This is a genomic window from Mesorhizobium huakuii (assembly GCF_030160235.1).
Lineage (GTDB): Bacteria > Pseudomonadota > Alphaproteobacteria > Rhizobiales > Rhizobiaceae > Mesorhizobium > Mesorhizobium huakuii.
Map to the genome: position 1 here is coordinate 77802 of NZ_BSNY01000035.1, position 14178 is coordinate 91979.

Genomic DNA, 14178 nt, shown 5'->3' on the forward strand with positions numbered 1-14178 from the left:
GCAATTCCTGACGGAAAACCGCTCACACTTTTCCTGGAATTGCCTAGTGTCAAAAACCATTGTGACTGGTACGAATCCCTGGGCGACGGACGATCAATCCCTGGGAGTCGGATAAATCGACACGCCAGTCAGCGACTCGGTAATGTTCGGTGGGTAAGGATCGAAATTGCCGCTCGATATAGGACTGGGCTCCATGCAAGAAGATGAGCTTCCGTCCGATTTGCTCTCGAACTGTGCCGACCACTGGCAAAAAGTGGCAATGGTCATTGTCCGAACCACCAAAAAACGGGGCGAGACAATTCGATCGAGCCTGCTTTTTGGACCGCTTGGTACGGGCGACGAAGATGTCAGGCTAGAGTCCTACGTTGCTGCCATTCAATCGCTTATCGACAATCAGCGGCTGGACGTTCAAGGCGACCCCGCCAATCCTCGGTTCGGCGAAATACGACTAAGGAGCTGAGCGAATCTGACCCTGGTGGACCCGGTTTCGGATTAAATCTTGGTAAGGATGAGGGGCGGAGAGCCCGGGAATCGGCATTTCGGCCTCTCACGAACCGTTACATCCGGTTACGGTCTTGTTCTTGACGCGAATAACCATCATATTTCGCCACAGGCATGCTGGAGCCCCGCCAGCGGCGCCTGGGTCCGCAAGAGGCCCGACACCGGACGGGGCAGAAGCAATAGAGGATTCCAATGGCTGATCCCATTCGCAACTATCAGACGTCGGCGGTGCCCGGCGTCCGCGCCGACATCGATCAGGGTCTGCGCGCCTATATGATCAAGGTCTACAATCTGATGGGGCTTGGCCTCCTCATCACCGGCCTTGCCGCCATCGGCACGATCATGCTGGCCACCACCACCGATCCGGCCTCGGCCGTCGCAACGCTGCCGAGCGGCGAGATGCTGACGTCGTTCGGCTACGCGATCTTCGGGTCGCCGCTGCGCTGGGTGGTGATGCTGGCGCCGCTGGCCGCCGTGCTGTTCCTGTCGTTCCGCGTCCAGTCGATGAGCGTTTCGGCGGCGCAGACGACCTTCTGGGTCTATGCCGGCCTGGTCGGCCTGTCGCTGTCGTCGATCTTCCTGGTCTACACCACGGCCAGCATTTCGCAGACCTTCTTCGCCACCGCCGCCGCCTTCGGCGCGCTGTCGCTGTTCGGCTACACGACCAAGCGCGACCTGACGGCGATGGGCTCGTTCCTGATCATGGGCGTGTTCGGCATCATCATCGCGATGGTGATCAACATCTTCCTGCAGTCGTCGGCGCTGTCCTTCGCCGTTTCGGCGATCGGCGTGCTGGTCTTCGCCGGCCTCACCGCCTATGACACGCAGAAGATCAAGGAGATGTATTTCGAGGGCGACGCTTCCGATGTCGCCGGCCGCAAGGCCATCATGGGCGCGCTGACGCTCTATCTCGACTTCATCAACCTGTTCATGTTCCTGCTGCAGTTCATGGGCGATCGCCGCTAGAGCAGCTCGCCGTTTCACGGAGACGGCGAACCGCTCTAGATTATTTGACTGAACTGGACCATCGCTTTGGAAAGGGCGGCCCAACGGCCGCCCTTTTCTTTTGCGCCGACGTTTGCTGTTATCAGAGGCAAACAGAAGGCTTGCATAAAGAATGAGCAATATCGTGATTCGGGCGGCCGGCGCCGCCGATCTCGACGCCATCACCGAAATCTACGCCGACGCGGTGACACACGGCACGGCGAGCTACGAGCTGGAGCCGCCGAGCCGCGCCGAGATGGGCACGCGATTCGCCACGCTCACGGCCGGCGGCTTTCCCTATCTGGTGGCGGAGAAGGACGGCGCCGTGCTCGGCTATGCCTATGCCGGCGCCTTCCGGCCGCGCCCGGCCTATCGCTTCATCGTCGAGGATTCGGTCTATGTCGCGCCTGACGCCAAGGGCCAGGGCATCGGTGTCAAGCTGATGCAAGCCTTGATCACGGCGGCCGAAGCGGCGGGTTTCCGCCAGATCATCGCGGTGATCGGCGACGGCCATGCCGACAGCGCCTCGGTCAGGCTGCACGAAAAGCTCGGCTTTCGCCATTCAGGCCGCCTCGAAGGCTCCGGCTACAAGCACGGGCGCTGGCTGGACACGGTGTTCATGCAGCTGTCGCTGAATGGCGGCGCGTCGTTGCCGCCCGATCCGGCCTCGCTGCCGGAGCGGAAGTTTCGCGAGAGTCTCAGGGGGAATTGAAGAATTGATGAATTGAAGAAGACGGCTGCTGCATCACGCGCCGAGTGCCTTCTCCTCAATTCCTCAATTCAAATTTCTCGCTCAAGCCTCGACCACTCTCAGCTTGCTGTCGAAGACGCCGAGCACGCGGCCAAGCTCCTGGCCGCGTTTGAGGATGCGGCCGCCGGCGGCGATGACGGCGAAGGCGCCCTGTTTGCGGGCCAGTTTCGGATCCTTGACGATCTGGAACAGCGGCACTTCGCTGGCGCGGCGGAAGACGGAAAACACCGCCCTGTCGGTCAGATGATCGATGGCGTAGTCTCGCCATTCATTGGCGGCGACCATGCGTCCATAGAGCTTGAGTATCTGGTCCAGTTCACGCCGGTCGAAGCGAACCGGCTGGTCGAGGCGTGCGCTGCGTGCCTCGTGCAGCGGGATCAATATTGCGGATGCGTCACCATCCCCCGTCCCGCCGCTGTCGTCAGTCATGCCTCGATCCTTCAAAATGAATCTTTGCCAGCCAAAATTGGCCCCTCCGCGCCGCAATTGCAAGAGCCGGCGACGCAGCGCCAGCGGTGCGCCGTTTCGGTCACGTCCAGTCACGTTTGCAAACCGCATGTTGGAATTGGTGATGCTTCGCCACATTTCTGCCTTTTTTTATCCGCGCTCATGCCCCAATGTCCGACGAATTTACCGGCGTTGCCTGAGACGGTTCGGTCCGGCACCGGCTCGTAAACCCCAAGCCCCCCGCCCACGGGTCTGCGTCGGATCGAACCAACCTCGGTTTTTCCTTGGAAAAATCGGGTGCGACGATCCCAAAACCTAAATGACCGGCGTCAGAAGCAAGCTGACGTCGGTTTTTTCATGCCTGAAGGCCCGGATCGGGACAGACCTTACCGGCGCTTGCGCCCCAGGATCCCATTTCGCATAAGTCGTTGTCCCAAACGACTGTATACGGATGACTGCATCGAGCCGTGCCTCCCGGAGCCATCGTCGTGTGGATCGGGGCCATCACATGGCATCGGCCTGTTCTACGCCCTCACGGCCGCATTGTGGTCGCTGGTAGGCCGGTTATCAGGCATGATTGACTTGAGCACCCGGAGCTGAGTTTCAGGCTTTTCCTGTCGAACATTTTTGCCGGCGTGCGGCCGGCATGCACGGCACTCGCCGGAACATGGTGAGGCTATCCGGCTCGCCGGAGATGGTTATAGGTCCTGGGCCCCGTTCGAGGGCTTGTGGATGAAGGCAGCGCCGAGAATGGGGCCTGGCATGCCGTCCTTGCCGACAGACTGCAAAAGCACGGCGCAGCCGCCCTTCTTGGTGATCTCGCTCATCGGCAATTCATAGCGCTGCGCCTTGCCGTGCCACATGCCGGCGGTCTGGATGCCGGTGACGGCGTTCCAATAGGTCATTTTGCGGCCGGAGTTCTCGCCCTGGGCGATCTTGACCGTCTGCGGCGGCTCGAAATAGACGATGACGACATGGGCGTCGTTCGGGCCGGCGCCGGCATCGCCGGCATCGATGATCACGCGGTCGCTGGTGCGGCTGACCTTGACCGACACACGCATGCCTTCGCCGGATTTCGCCATGCGGGCGAGCGCGCCGTCGACCTCGCCGCGATTGGCGCCGTTGACATGCGCGCGGCCATTGAGGACCGCTTGCGGCGTATAGACGGAACGACTGCCGAAGGCGCGCATGTAATCATATTGCCGCTCGGTGTTTTCCTTGCGGCTCAGCGTGTCCTTCCAGCCGAGATAGTCCCAATAGTCGACGTGATAGGAGAGCGCGACAATGTCTTCCCTGGTCGCAAGTTCGGCGAAGAAGGCATCGGCCGGCGGGCAGGAACTACAGCCCTGGCTGGTGAACAGCTCGACCACGCCGAGCGGCCTGTCGGGCGAGGGTTTTTCGGCCTGGACTCTTTCGGTCTCGCCGGCATGGCCGGCACCGGCAACCGCCGAGAAGGCCAGCGCGAAGGCTGCCAGCCAAAGTGATCTTCGCCAGGCCATGACCATTCCAATTCCCGCCGGTGGCGCCGGCTTTGTTCTGATTGTCTGAAATATGTGGCAGAAGCGGAAGTCAACGGGAAGTCACGTTGCGGTGAAATTTTGCCGTTGCAGCCGCAGGTAAGGCCGCAATAGGAGAGACACTGCATTTCGCGACCTGGTTCGATTCGGGAGTGGCATCAACACCATGTGGCAGATTCTCCTGACCCCGGTCGATCTCTATTGCGAGCGGACCGGGCCTGGACTTTGGGCCGAGCCGACGAATGCTTTGACCAATCTCGCTTTCATTGCCGCGGGATTATGGGGCGTGCGGGAAGTGCGCCGATGCAAGGCCGGCACCTTCGCCGAGGTGCTGGCCTGGTGGGTGGTGGCGATCGGCATCGGCTCGACGATCTTCCATACCTTTGCCACCAGGGGCACGATCTGGGCCGATATCCTGCCGATCGCCGGCTTCACGCTGGCCTACACGTTGTTCAATCTGCGCCGCTTCCTCGGCATGGAATGGGGCAAGGCGATCGCGGTCTTCGTCGTCTTCTACGCGGTGGCCGGGGCGATTGCCTTCGCCGTGCCGGACTGGCTGCGCCAGGCATCGAACGGCACGACGAGCTACCTGCCGCCGTTCCTGGCGCTCGTCTTCTTCGGCATCTGCGTGGCGGCAAGCGGCAACCGGGCCGGCTGGTACAATCTGGCGGGGTCGGCAATCTTCGTGGTGTCCGCCATCTGCCGGATGATCGACCCGATGGTCTGCGCCGGCTTTCCGCTCGGCACGCACTTCCTGTGGCACGTCTTCAACGCGCTGATGCTGGGCGTGCTGCTGGCGGCGACGGCGCGATTTGGGGCGCCGAAGGGGAAGGCAGTAGGCAGTAGGCAGTAGGCAGTAGGCAGTAGGCAGTAGGCAGTAGGCAGTAGGGATCCTGTTCCCTACTGCCTAAGCCCCATTCCCTGGCTGCCTTAGGCAGCCAGGTCGCGCAGCACGTACTGCAAGATGCCGCCGTTCTTGAAGTAGTCGAGCTCGTCCAGCGTATCGATGCGGCAGGTAATCGGCACGTTCTTCACCGTGCCGTCGCCATAGGTGATCTTGGCGGTCATCGTCTGGCGCGGCTTGATGGTGCTCAATCCGTCGATCTCGACCAGTTCGTCGCCCTTGAGGTTGAGCGAGGCCCAGGACGTGCCTTCCTCGAAGACGAAGGGGATGACGCCCATGCCGACCAGGTTCGAGCGATGGATGCGCTCGAAGGACTGGGCGATGACGGCGCGGACGCCGAGCAGATTGGTGCCCTTGGCCGCCCAGTCGCGTGACGAGCCGTTGCCGTATTCGACGCCGGCGAAGATGACTAGCGGCACGCCTTCCTTCTTGTACTCCATCGCGGCGTCGTAGATCGATTCCTCTTCCTTCGACGGGTAGTGGATGGTGTAGCCGCCCTCGCGGCCGTTCTCGCCCAGCATGTGGTTGCGGATGCGGATGTTGGCGAAGGTGCCGCGCATCATCACCTCATGGTTGCCGCGCCGCGTGCCGTACTGGTTGAAGTCGGCGACGCCGACGCCATGGTCGGTAAGATACTTGCCGGCCGGCGAGGCAGCCTTGATCGAACCCGCCGGCGAGATGTGGTCGGTGGTGATCTTGTCGCCGAACAGGCCGAGCACGCGCGCGCCCTTGATGTCGCCGATCTTGCCGAATCCTGATGTCATGCCGGCGAAATAGGGCGGGTTCTGCACATAGGTCGAGTTGTCGTCCCAGGCATAGGTCTGGCCTTCCGGTGCCTGCACCTTCTGCCAGTGCTCGTCGCCCTTGAAGACGTCGGCATATTTGCGGGCGAACAGCTCGCGGGTGACGTTCTTCTCGATGAACTCCTGGATCTCGGCCGAACTCGGCCAGATGTCCTTGAGGTAGACCGGATTGCCGTTCTTGTCCTCGCCGAGCGGTTCGGTCGTGAGGTCCTTGGTGACGGTGCCGGCCAGCGCGTGGGCCACGACCAGCGGCGGTGACGCCAGGTAGTTGGCCTGCACGTCGGGCGAGACGCGGCCTTCGAAGTTGCGGTTGCCGGACAAGACCGCGGCGGCAATCAAACCTTTGTCGTTGATGGTCTTGGAGATCGGCGCCGGCAGCGGGCCGGAATTGCCGATGCAGGTGGTGCAGCCGAAGCCGACCAGGTTGAAGCCGATCTGGTCGAGCTCCTTCTGCAGGCCCGACTTCTCCAGATATTCGGCGACCACCTGGCTGCCGGGGGCGAGCGAGGTCTTCACCCACGGCTTCTGCTTGAGGCCGAGGCGGTTGGCGTTGCGGGCCAGAAGGCCGGCGCCGATCAGCACGCTCGGGTTCGAGGTGTTGGTGCAAGAGGTGATGGCGGCGATGACGACGTCGCCATGGCCGAGATCATGGTCGGTGCCTTCGACGGCGTAGCGCTTGGAAATCTCCGCCGCCTTCTTGTATTCGGTCTCCATCGCCTTGGCGAAGCCGGCCGGAATGCCTTCCAGCGCGACGCGGCCCTCGGGGCGCTTGGGGCCTGCCATGGACGGAACGACGCTGCTCAGTTCGAGCTCAAGCAGGTCGGTGAAGACCGGATCGGCGGAGCCGGCCTCGCGCCACATGCCTTGCGCCTTGGAATAGGCTTCGACCAGCGCGATGCGGCTTTCCTCGCGGCCGGACATCGTCAGGTAGCGGATGGTTTCCGAATCGACCGGGAAGAAGCCGCAGGTGGCGCCATATTCCGGCGCCATGTTGCCGATGGTGGCGCGGTCGGCGAGCGTCATGTTGGAGAGGCCCGGGCCGAAGAACTCGACGAACTTGCCGACGACGCCCTTCTTGCGCAGCATCTGGGTGACGGTGAGCACCAGGTCGGTGGCGGTGACGCCCTCTTTCAGCTTGCCGGTCAGGCGGAAGCCGATCACTTCGGGCAGAAGCATGGAGACAGGCTGGCCGAGCATGGCGGCCTCGGCCTCGATGCCGCCGACGCCCCAGCCGAGGACGCCAAGGCCGTTGATCATGGTGGTGTGCGAATCGGTGCCGACGCAGGTGTCGGGATAGGCGGTGGTTTCGCCGTCCTCGGTGTTGGTCCACACCACCTGGCCGAGATATTCGAGGTTGACCTGGTGGCAGATGCCGGTGCCGGGTGGCACGACGCGGAAGTTGCGGAACGCCTGCTGGCCCCATTTCAGGAACTTGTAGCGTTCCTCGTTGCGCTCATATTCGAGCTCGACATTGCGGGCAAAGGCCATCGGCGTGCCGAATTCGTCGACGATGACGGAATGGTCGATGACGAGGTCGACGGGCACCAGCGGGTTGATCTTCTGCGGATCGCCGCCGAGCGAAGCCATGGCGTCGCGCATGGCGGCAAGGTCGACCACGGCCGGAACGCCGGTGAAATCCTGCATCAGCACGCGGGCCGGGCGATAGGCGATCTCGACGCCGGCGGTGCCCTTGTCGGTCAGCCAGCCGGCCACCGCCTGGATCGATTCCTTGGTGACGGAGCGGCCGTCCTCATTGCGCAGCAGGTTCTCCAGCAGCACCTTCATCGAATAGGGCAGCTGGGCGATGCCGGTGAGGCCGTTCTTCTCGGCCTCGACGAGGTCGAAATAGGCATATTCGGTGCCGCCCGCGGTCAGCGTGCGATGGCAATTGAAACTATCGAGGGATTTTGACACGTGCGATCCGTCCTTGTCTGTTCAGCCTGAAAGGGAACGGACGCCGATGGCATGCAATCACGCGCAAAGGTGCGGGTACGGCCATTTCCGCTGTCCGTTCCCAAGCAACCCGAGCCGTTCAAGGCGGCGCGTGCGCTGGTTCGGCGCTAATTCTGTTCCCGCGCCGACCGCTGGCACGGATGCACCGCATATAGAGAATTTTCTGGAATAGTTCTAGACAGTCAAAAAGCAAATTTGTGCGATGCGGCAGCGGCCGCTGAACATTGTTTTCGGGGCAGGCGAGGGATGCGGCTTATCGCCGAAGATCTGGGCGGCGAACGCGGCGGCGAGGCGGTTTTTTCCGGCATCGGCTTTGCGCTCGATCCTGGCCAGGCGCTGGTCGTCACCGGACCGAACGGATCGGGCAAATCGACCCTGCTCCGGATCATCGCCGGGCTGCTGCCGAAGGCCGAAGGCCGGCTGCTGCTCGAGAACGGCGGCGATGACTTTCCGTCTGTTGCCTCGGCCTGCCATTATCTCGGACACCAGAATGCGATGAAGACGGCGCTCAGTGTCGCCGAGAACCTGCGCTTCTGGCGCGATTTCAATGGCAGAGGCGATTCGGGCGTCGAAGAGGCGCTGGAGACCGTTGGGCTCGGTGGAATCGGCCATCTGCCGTTCGGCTATCTCTCGACCGGACAGCGGCGGCGCGCGGCGATCGCCAAGCTTTTGGTCAGCCATCGGCCGTTGTGGCTGCTCGACGAGCCGACGGCGGGTTTGGACAAGGCGTCGGAGGCGCGGTTTGCCGGGCTGATGACGAAGCATTGCGTGGCAGGCGGGATGATCGTAGCGGCGACGCATTTGCCGCTGGGGATCGAGGCGGCAGAGTTGAGGATGGGGGAAGCCACAGAGCGCCTTCTTCAACAAGGGACCCCATCGTAATGTGGTCCCTCTTCGCCCGTGACATCCGCCTCAACATCCGCGCCGGCGGCGGCGCGTTGACCGGCGTGATCTTCTTCCTCGCCGTCATCGCCACCATCCCCTTCGGTGTCGGGCCGGACCTGAAGCTGCTTTCCCGCATCGGCCCGGCGATCCTGTGGATCGGGGCGCTGCTTTCCTGCCTGCTCGGGCTCGACCGGCTGTTCCAGGCCGACCGCGAGGACGGCTCGCTCGATCTGCTGGTGCTGGGCAACGACCGGCACATGCTGGCGCTGACGGTGCTGGTGAAATGTCTGGCGCATTGGGCAGGCAGCGTTTTGCCGCTGGTCGTCGCCGCCCCCTTGCTCGGCCTGTTCATGAACATGGAGCCGCTCGGCATCGGCGCGACGGCGCTGACGCTGCTGGTCGGCACACCCGCCATCACCTTCATCGGCGCCGCGGGTGCCGCGGTGGCGGTGGCGCTGCCGCGCGGCGGCCTGTTGATCTCGGTGCTGGTGCTGCCTTTGACCATTCCGGTGCTGATCTTCGGCGTTTCGGCGAGCTATGGCGCGACGGCCGATCCCGATCCTTTCCTGCAGCCCTTCCTCATTCTTGCCGCGCTGACGCTGTTTCTTGGCGTGCTGGGGCCGGCCTCGGCAGCGCTGGCGCTGCGCCACGGAACCGATTGAGCGAGGTTTGGCATGGTTTGCGCGACATCAAGGGCGGCGGCGCGGCGGCCGCGTATGTTTGAAACCACGGTGCGTTGCGCAGCCATGGGCATGTCGCTAAGGGAAAGCATGATCGAACGAGGCAGACGGCTGGAAGGAGGCGCGCCGATGGAGCGGCAGGCATGAGTGCGCATGCGCTCTATGTCACGGCCGCCTATGGCATCACGGCGGTTGTTCTGGCCGGGCTGATCGGCTGGATCCTGCTCGACCAAAAGGGCCGCAAGCGCGATCTTGCCGAACTGGAAGCAGCGGGCGTGCGGCGGCGTTCCGACAAGGCGGAGGCGGAGAAGCCGTGAGCAGCGAGACCGAAACACCGACGCGCGGTCGCCGCCTGTTCGTGCTGTTGCCGCTGCTGGTCTTCCTCGGCCTGGCGGGCCTGTTCCTATGGCAGCTTCTGTCGGGGCGCGATGTCTCGGAAGTGCCTTCGGCGTTGATCGGCCTGCCGGCGCCGCAGACCAATCTGCCGGCGCTGGAGGGATCAAACCTGCCGGGGCTTGATTCCAAGGCGTTTGCCGGCAAGGTCACGCTGGTTAACGTGTTCGCATCATGGTGCGCGCCGTGCCGGGAAGAGCATCCGGTGCTCCTGGCGCTGTCGCAGGACAAGCGGTTCACGATGGCGGCGCTGAATTACAAGGACCGGCCGGAAAACGCCCGCCGGTTCCTCGGCGATCTCGGCAATCCGTTCCAGGCCATCGGCGTCGACGAAGCCGGCCGCACGGCGATCGACTGGGGCGTCTACGGCGTGCCGGAAACCTTCGTCATCGGCAAGGACGGCAGAATTGCCTACAAGCATGTCGGCCCGCTGACGGCAGAGTCAGCGCGGGATCTGTTGCTGCCGCAGATCGACAAGGCGCTTGCGGCGCACTGATATTCAGGTGATGCCGGCCTGCAAACGGCGGCTTCCTACGCTTCCCAGTTCTACTGCGTCGCAGTAGAACTGAACTCACGTACGAAAGTACGCTCCGCTCCGGTTCTCGGTATCAACCGTTTTCGACTCGGCCTGACCTGAATCTCAACGCGCCTAGCGGCGCCAGCTCAAGCTCAGCCGTAGATCTGCTTGTGGATCTGATAGAGCATTTCCGAGCGGTCGGCGCGCATGTCGGCCAGATCGCGGCTGGAGAAGCTGTCGATTTCGGCGACGAGGCGGTTGTAGTGCTTGCGCTTGGCGATGTTGTTGCGAGCGCGGGTCATGAGATCGTTGAAGATCATAGCAAGGGTCCTTCTGTGCCGCATTCTCGCGGCGGTTTCTTCCTCCCTTGGTCAATACGAAACATGACATAGGATTGGTGCGTTGCAAAAAGAAGATGTTGCAATGCACCATTGCGCGCAGCGCATAGCCGGTTAATCGAGTCCTAAAGGCGCTTCCTGCGTTACCGGTCGTAGGCCGGCCTGGTCGTACGTCCGTTCCTCTCCGTTTTGTCATACAAATTGCGAAGGGCGTGTCTTGCCAGATCGATCGCGGGCTGGCTTGATCCGGCATCACGTGATGCCGGGAGGAAATGCATGGCGGCCGCAGACTATTACGAAATTCTCGATCCGCGCTTCGCGCGGCTGTTCAACGGCAACGCGCAGGTGGAAAAGCTGTTCACCGGATGTCGCTGGGCGGAGGGGCCGGCCTGGTTCGCCGCCGGCCGTTATGTCGTCTGGTCCGATATCCCGAACAACCGCATGTTGCGCTATGACGAGACGGACGGCAGCGTCAGCGTCTTCCGCCAGCCCTCGGGCAATTCCAACGGCAACACTGTCGACCGGCAGGGCCGGCTGGTGACCTGCGAGCATTCGGGCCGCCGCGTCAGCCGCACCGAGCATGACGGCTCGGTCACCACGATTGCCGCCAAATGGAAGGGCAAGCGGCTGAACTCGCCCAACGACGTGGTGGTGAAGTCCGACGGCTCGATCTGGTTCACCGACCCGACCTATGGCATCGACACCGACTATGAGGGCGACAAGGCCGAGAGCGAGATCGGCGCCTGCTACGTCTACCGGGTCGATCCCGACAGCGGCGACGTCGAAGCCGTCATCACCGACATGGTGCGACCCAACGGGCTCGCCTTCTCGCTCGACGAGAGCCTGCTCTATGTCGTCGACACCGGCCGCACGCATGGCGCTGAGAACCCGGCGCATATGCGGGTGTTCAACGTCGGCAAGCACGGCAAGAAGGTTTCGGGCGGCAAGGTCTTCGCCGACTGCACCGCCGGACTGTTCGACGGCTTCCGGCTCGACGCCGACGGACGCATCTGGACCAGTGCCGCCGACGGCATCCATTGCTACGATCCCGACGGCACGCTGATCGGCAAGGTCAAGGTGCCGGAGGTGACCGCCAATTGCGTGTTCGGCGGCGCCAAGCTGAACTGCCTCTACATCGCCGGCACCACCTCGCTCTATTCGGTGCGGCTGATGGTGAACGGGGCCAAGACTTTTTGAGACTGCTCGACACGCTCCTCTGGCGGCCGTTGATGGCGTTTCTGCGTATTACCGAAGCGCCTGCCGCGCTACGGTTGCCGGCACCGCCGCCATGCGATTCGCCAGAGCGAATGTCTAGGCAGCCGGCTGGCGGGACCAGACACAATTCAAGGGGAGGGCGTCATGCCATTCGTCAACATCCGCATCGTCAAGGAAGTGATCGCCGCCGATCCGGCAGGCAAGAAGGCTGACATCGCCAAGAAGGTCACGGCGGCCATCATGGACGCCACCGGGCTCGGCAATGACGATGTCTGGGTGGTCTTCGAAGAGGTCAATGCCCGCGACTGGTATGTCGGCAAGACCGATGTGGAGACGCTGCGGAAGGGGTAGCTCTTTCCCTTCTCCTCTTGTGGGAGAATGGAAAGACTGTGCCGCTCAATGCGAGCCGATGAAATCCGCGAAGGCCGTGAGGGCATCGCGCAGCGCCAGCACATTTCCCGGCTCGGCCAAAATAACCTCAACCTCCGGCGGCTTCTTGCCCAGCAGGGCAATCTCCAGGCCGCCCTGATAAAGCGCGAACGACATCGTCCGCATGATCTCGGCCAAAGCGGCGCGCGCAAACAGCGAGCGCGGCGAGGCGTGGGCCAGCATGGCCGGCTTGGCGACGGCCGCGTCGCGCGAGACCAGCCAGTCGAGCGCGTTCTTCAGCCCGCCCGGCACGCCATGGGCGTATTCGGGGCAGGAGACGATGATGCCGTCGGCGCTGGTGACGGCGTCGATCAGCTCGGTCGCTTCGCGCGGCGTGCGCTCGTCCTCGTCGTCGGGATTGAAGATCGGCAGGCGGCCGAGCCCGTCATAGACGGTGACATGGCAGTCGGAAGGCGCGTTGCGCGCCAATGCCGCGACCAGGGCCGAGTTGGTGGAGGCGGCGCGCAGGCTGCCGGAGATGGCGAGGAGGTTCAGCACAGTGTGGGGACCGGTCCAGCGAGAATCGAGCCGGGGAAACCTACCACATCGTCTTCTTGTATTCCTCGTCGAGCCAGCTGTCGGTCACCTCGGCTGAATCGGCAACCGCCAACTGGTCGCGCAGGATCTGGCCGAGCGTCGGCAGCGTCGCGCGGTCGTACCAGCTCTCCGGCTTCCACAGATCGGAGCGCATGAAGGCTTTGGCGCAATGCATGTAGGCCGCCTTGACCGTGACCACGACGACGCTTTGCGGCTCCTTGCCGTCGACGGCGAGGCGCTCGCGCAAACCGGCGTCGACGGTGATGCGGGCATCGCCATTGACGCGCAGCGTCTCGTTCATGCCGGGGATGAGGAAGAGCAGGCCGACCGAGGGATTGCGCAGGATGTTCTCCAGCGTGTCCAGCCGGTTGTTGCCGGGCCGGTCCGGGATGGCGATGGTCCTGTCGTCGAGAATGGCGGCGAAGCCGGGCTTGTCGCCCTTGGGCGTCACGTCGGCATTGCCTTCGCCGTCCGAGGAGCCGATCAACACGAAGGGGCTCTTGCCGATGAAGGAGCGGCAATGGCCGTCGAGTGCCTTCAGCTCCTTGCGGATCGAGCCGTCGGTCGGCCGTGGCGTCTTGTAGATCGTCCGCAATTCCTCGTGCGTGGTGACGAATTCCATGGCTCCCCCCGTTTGCCTACTTGCCGGCCTTCTCTTCCCCGCTTGCCTTGTCGTCCAGCGAATGGCGCAGGATCAGCGGCATCTGGCTGAAGGTGAACAGAAGCGTGATCGGCATGATGCCCCAGACCTTGAAGGTAACCCAGGCGTCGGTGGAAAAATTGCGCCACACCACTTCATTGACGATGGCCAGGAACAGGAAGAACAGGCCCCAGCGGAAGGTGAGCTTGCGCCAGCCTTCGGCGTCGAGCTTGAAGGCCGAATCGAAGACATAGCCGAGCAGCGACCTGCCGAAGAACAGGCCGCCGAGCAGCACGCCGCCGAACAGCGTGTTGACGATGGTCGGCTTCATCTTGATGAAGATGTCGTCCTGCAGATAGAGCGTCAGCGCGCCGAAGATGAAGACGACGACGCCCGAGACCATCGGCATGATCGGCAGAGTGCGCGTCAGCAGCCACGAGGCGATCAGCGCGATGGCCGTGGCGGCCATGAACAGGCCGGTGGCGACGAAGATCGGGCCGCCGAATTCGCCCAGAACAGGGAATTTCCGCACCAGCCATTCGCCGCGCGCATTGGCGAAGAAGAACACCAGCAGCGGCCCAAGCTCCAGCACCAGCTTGAGCACGGGATTGACGCCTTCCTTCTTCTCTTTCTGCGGGTCGGACGGATCGCGTTCGAGAATGGGTGGGTTCATGATCTTCCTTC

General features: G+C 63.1%; 17 protein-coding genes. 10 read left to right on the top strand and 7 right to left on the bottom strand.

Translation table 11 applies throughout. The annotated features are described in order from the left end of the window. The first annotated feature begins 193 nt into the window (after window positions 1–193). The 3 genes from QQK95_RS19135 (at window position 194) to QQK95_RS19145 (ending at window position 2197) form a co-directional block, all read left to right on the top strand. Entirely contained in the window at window positions 194–460 is a 267-nt protein-coding gene (locus QQK95_RS19135; protein WP_284275542.1) for a hypothetical protein, read from the top strand. A gap of 233 nt (window positions 461–693) precedes the next feature. Continuing rightward, window positions 694–1467 (top strand): Bax inhibitor-1/YccA family protein, encoded by a 774-nt coding sequence (locus tag QQK95_RS19140; RefSeq protein WP_284275544.1) that lies wholly within the window; start codon window positions 694–696, stop codon window positions 1465–1467. 151 nt (window positions 1468–1618) lie between these two features. Further along, complete coding sequence (locus QQK95_RS19145) at window positions 1619–2197, top strand: GNAT family N-acetyltransferase (RefSeq protein WP_284275545.1); 579 nt, start codon at window positions 1619–1621, stop codon at window positions 2195–2197. Window positions 2198–2278: 81 nt separating this feature from the next. On the opposite strand, the gene QQK95_RS19150 is transcribed toward QQK95_RS19145, so the two are convergent. Then, on the bottom strand, window positions 2279–2665 hold the full coding sequence (locus QQK95_RS19150) for a DUF2794 domain-containing protein (protein WP_284275547.1): 387 nt from the start codon (window positions 2663–2665) through the stop codon (window positions 2279–2281). 716 nt (window positions 2666–3381) lie between these two features. Then, the gene (locus tag QQK95_RS19155) at window positions 3382–4188 is read right to left on the bottom strand and encodes a DUF1223 domain-containing protein (RefSeq protein WP_284275549.1); all 807 of its coding nucleotides are present in this window, start codon (window positions 4186–4188) and stop codon (window positions 3382–3384) included. A 178-nt stretch (window positions 4189–4366) separates the two neighbouring features. Between QQK95_RS19155 and QQK95_RS19160 the strand changes: the two genes are divergently transcribed. Then, the gene (locus QQK95_RS19160; RefSeq protein WP_284275551.1) at window positions 4367–5053 is read left to right on the top strand and encodes a ceramidase domain-containing protein; all 687 of its coding nucleotides are present in this window, start codon (window positions 4367–4369) and stop codon (window positions 5051–5053) included. Window positions 5054–5130: 77 nt separating this feature from the next. Here the strand turns inward: QQK95_RS19160 and acnA are convergent, their stop codons facing one another. Then, window positions 5131–7821 carry an aconitate hydratase AcnA gene (gene acnA, locus QQK95_RS19165; protein WP_284275553.1) on the bottom strand — a complete coding sequence of 897 codons (2691 nt, stop codon included), beginning with the start codon at window positions 7819–7821 and terminating at the stop codon, window positions 5131–5133. Window positions 7822–8106: 285 nt separating this feature from the next. On the opposite strand from acnA, the gene ccmA reads away from it, so the two are divergent. From ccmA to QQK95_RS19185, 4 genes are all read left to right on the top strand, one after another. Continuing rightward, the gene (gene ccmA / locus QQK95_RS19170; RefSeq protein WP_284275571.1) at window positions 8107–8742 is read left to right on the top strand and encodes a heme ABC exporter ATP-binding protein CcmA; all 636 of its coding nucleotides are present in this window, start codon (window positions 8107–8109) and stop codon (window positions 8740–8742) included. Continuing rightward, window positions 8742–9407, top strand: a complete 666-nt coding sequence (ccmB, locus tag QQK95_RS19175; protein WP_284275573.1) for a heme exporter protein CcmB — start codon at window positions 8742–8744, stop codon at window positions 9405–9407. Before ccmA ends, ccmB begins: the two co-directional genes overlap by 1 nt. Window positions 9408–9568: 161 nt before the next feature. Then, window positions 9569–9742, top strand: coding sequence for a heme exporter protein CcmD (gene ccmD / locus QQK95_RS19180; protein ID WP_284275575.1), 174 nt, complete (start codon window positions 9569–9571; stop codon window positions 9740–9742). Next, window positions 9739–10314: a DsbE family thiol:disulfide interchange protein gene (locus tag QQK95_RS19185; RefSeq protein WP_284275577.1), complete on the top strand. Its 576-nt coding sequence runs from the start codon at window positions 9739–9741 to the stop codon at window positions 10312–10314. The genes ccmD and QQK95_RS19185 overlap by 4 nt, the downstream gene beginning before the upstream one ends. Window positions 10315–10487: 173 nt before the next feature. Here the strand turns inward: QQK95_RS19185 and QQK95_RS19190 are convergent, their stop codons facing one another. Then, on the bottom strand, window positions 10488–10655 hold the full coding sequence (locus tag QQK95_RS19190; RefSeq protein ID WP_019862058.1) for a hypothetical protein: 168 nt from the start codon (window positions 10653–10655) through the stop codon (window positions 10488–10490). A gap of 294 nt (window positions 10656–10949) precedes the next feature. Between QQK95_RS19190 and QQK95_RS19195 the strand changes: the two genes are divergently transcribed. Beyond that, window positions 10950–11870 (top strand): SMP-30/gluconolactonase/LRE family protein, encoded by a 921-nt coding sequence (locus QQK95_RS19195; RefSeq protein ID WP_284275581.1) that lies wholly within the window; start codon window positions 10950–10952, stop codon window positions 11868–11870. 162 nt (window positions 11871–12032) lie between these two features. Continuing rightward, window positions 12033–12239: a tautomerase family protein gene (locus tag QQK95_RS19200; protein ID WP_013892236.1), complete on the top strand. Its 207-nt coding sequence runs from the start codon at window positions 12033–12035 to the stop codon at window positions 12237–12239. A 45-nt stretch (window positions 12240–12284) separates the two neighbouring features. Here QQK95_RS19200 and QQK95_RS19205 read toward each other — a convergent pair whose 3' ends face one another. Genes QQK95_RS19205 through QQK95_RS19215 form a run of 3 tightly spaced genes read right to left on the bottom strand, consistent with a single transcriptional unit; the run spans window position 12285 to window position 14167 of the window. Continuing rightward, the gene (locus tag QQK95_RS19205; protein WP_284275604.1) at window positions 12285–12815 is read right to left on the bottom strand and encodes an NADPH-dependent FMN reductase; all 531 of its coding nucleotides are present in this window, start codon (window positions 12813–12815) and stop codon (window positions 12285–12287) included. A 40-nt stretch (window positions 12816–12855) separates the two neighbouring features. Further along, a complete protein-coding gene (locus QQK95_RS19210) occupies window positions 12856–13476 on the bottom strand; it encodes a pyridoxamine 5'-phosphate oxidase family protein (protein ID WP_284275606.1) in 621 nt (206 codons plus the stop codon). A 16-nt stretch (window positions 13477–13492) separates the two neighbouring features. Then, the gene (locus tag QQK95_RS19215; protein WP_284275609.1) at window positions 13493–14167 is read right to left on the bottom strand and encodes a septation protein A; all 675 of its coding nucleotides are present in this window, start codon (window positions 14165–14167) and stop codon (window positions 13493–13495) included. Window positions 14168–14178: the final 11 nt, after the last annotated feature.

Excerpts from the sequence above, each read along its gene's own strand:
- QQK95_RS19135 (WP_284275542.1), top strand. The coding sequence starts at position 194 with ATGCAAGAAGATGAGCTTCCGTCCGATTTGCTCTCGAACTGTGCCGAC.
- QQK95_RS19140 (WP_284275544.1), top strand. The coding sequence starts at position 694 with ATGGCTGATCCCATTCGCAACTATCAGACGTCGGCGGTGCCCGGCGTC.
- QQK95_RS19145 (WP_284275545.1), top strand. The coding sequence starts at position 1,619 with ATGAGCAATATCGTGATTCGGGCGGCCGGCGCCGCCGATCTCGACGCC.
- QQK95_RS19150 (WP_284275547.1), bottom strand. The coding sequence starts at position 2,665 with ATGACTGACGACAGCGGCGGGACGGGGGATGGTGACGCATCCGCAATA.
- QQK95_RS19155 (WP_284275549.1), bottom strand. The coding sequence starts at position 4,188 with ATGGTCATGGCCTGGCGAAGATCACTTTGGCTGGCAGCCTTCGCGCTG.
- QQK95_RS19160 (WP_284275551.1), top strand. The coding sequence starts at position 4,367 with ATGTGGCAGATTCTCCTGACCCCGGTCGATCTCTATTGCGAGCGGACC.
- ccmA (WP_284275571.1), top strand. The coding sequence starts at position 8,107 with ATGCGGCTTATCGCCGAAGATCTGGGCGGCGAACGCGGCGGCGAGGCG.
- ccmB (WP_284275573.1), top strand. The coding sequence starts at position 8,742 with ATGTGGTCCCTCTTCGCCCGTGACATCCGCCTCAACATCCGCGCCGGC.
- ccmD (WP_284275575.1), top strand. The coding sequence starts at position 9,569 with ATGAGTGCGCATGCGCTCTATGTCACGGCCGCCTATGGCATCACGGCG.
- QQK95_RS19190 (WP_019862058.1), bottom strand. The coding sequence starts at position 10,655 with ATGATCTTCAACGATCTCATGACCCGCGCTCGCAACAACATCGCCAAG.
- QQK95_RS19195 (WP_284275581.1), top strand. The coding sequence starts at position 10,950 with ATGGCGGCCGCAGACTATTACGAAATTCTCGATCCGCGCTTCGCGCGG.
- QQK95_RS19200 (WP_013892236.1), top strand. The coding sequence starts at position 12,033 with ATGCCATTCGTCAACATCCGCATCGTCAAGGAAGTGATCGCCGCCGAT.
- QQK95_RS19210 (WP_284275606.1), bottom strand. The coding sequence starts at position 13,476 with ATGGAATTCGTCACCACGCACGAGGAATTGCGGACGATCTACAAGACG.
- QQK95_RS19215 (WP_284275609.1), bottom strand. The coding sequence starts at position 14,167 with ATGAACCCACCCATTCTCGAACGCGATCCGTCCGACCCGCAGAAAGAG.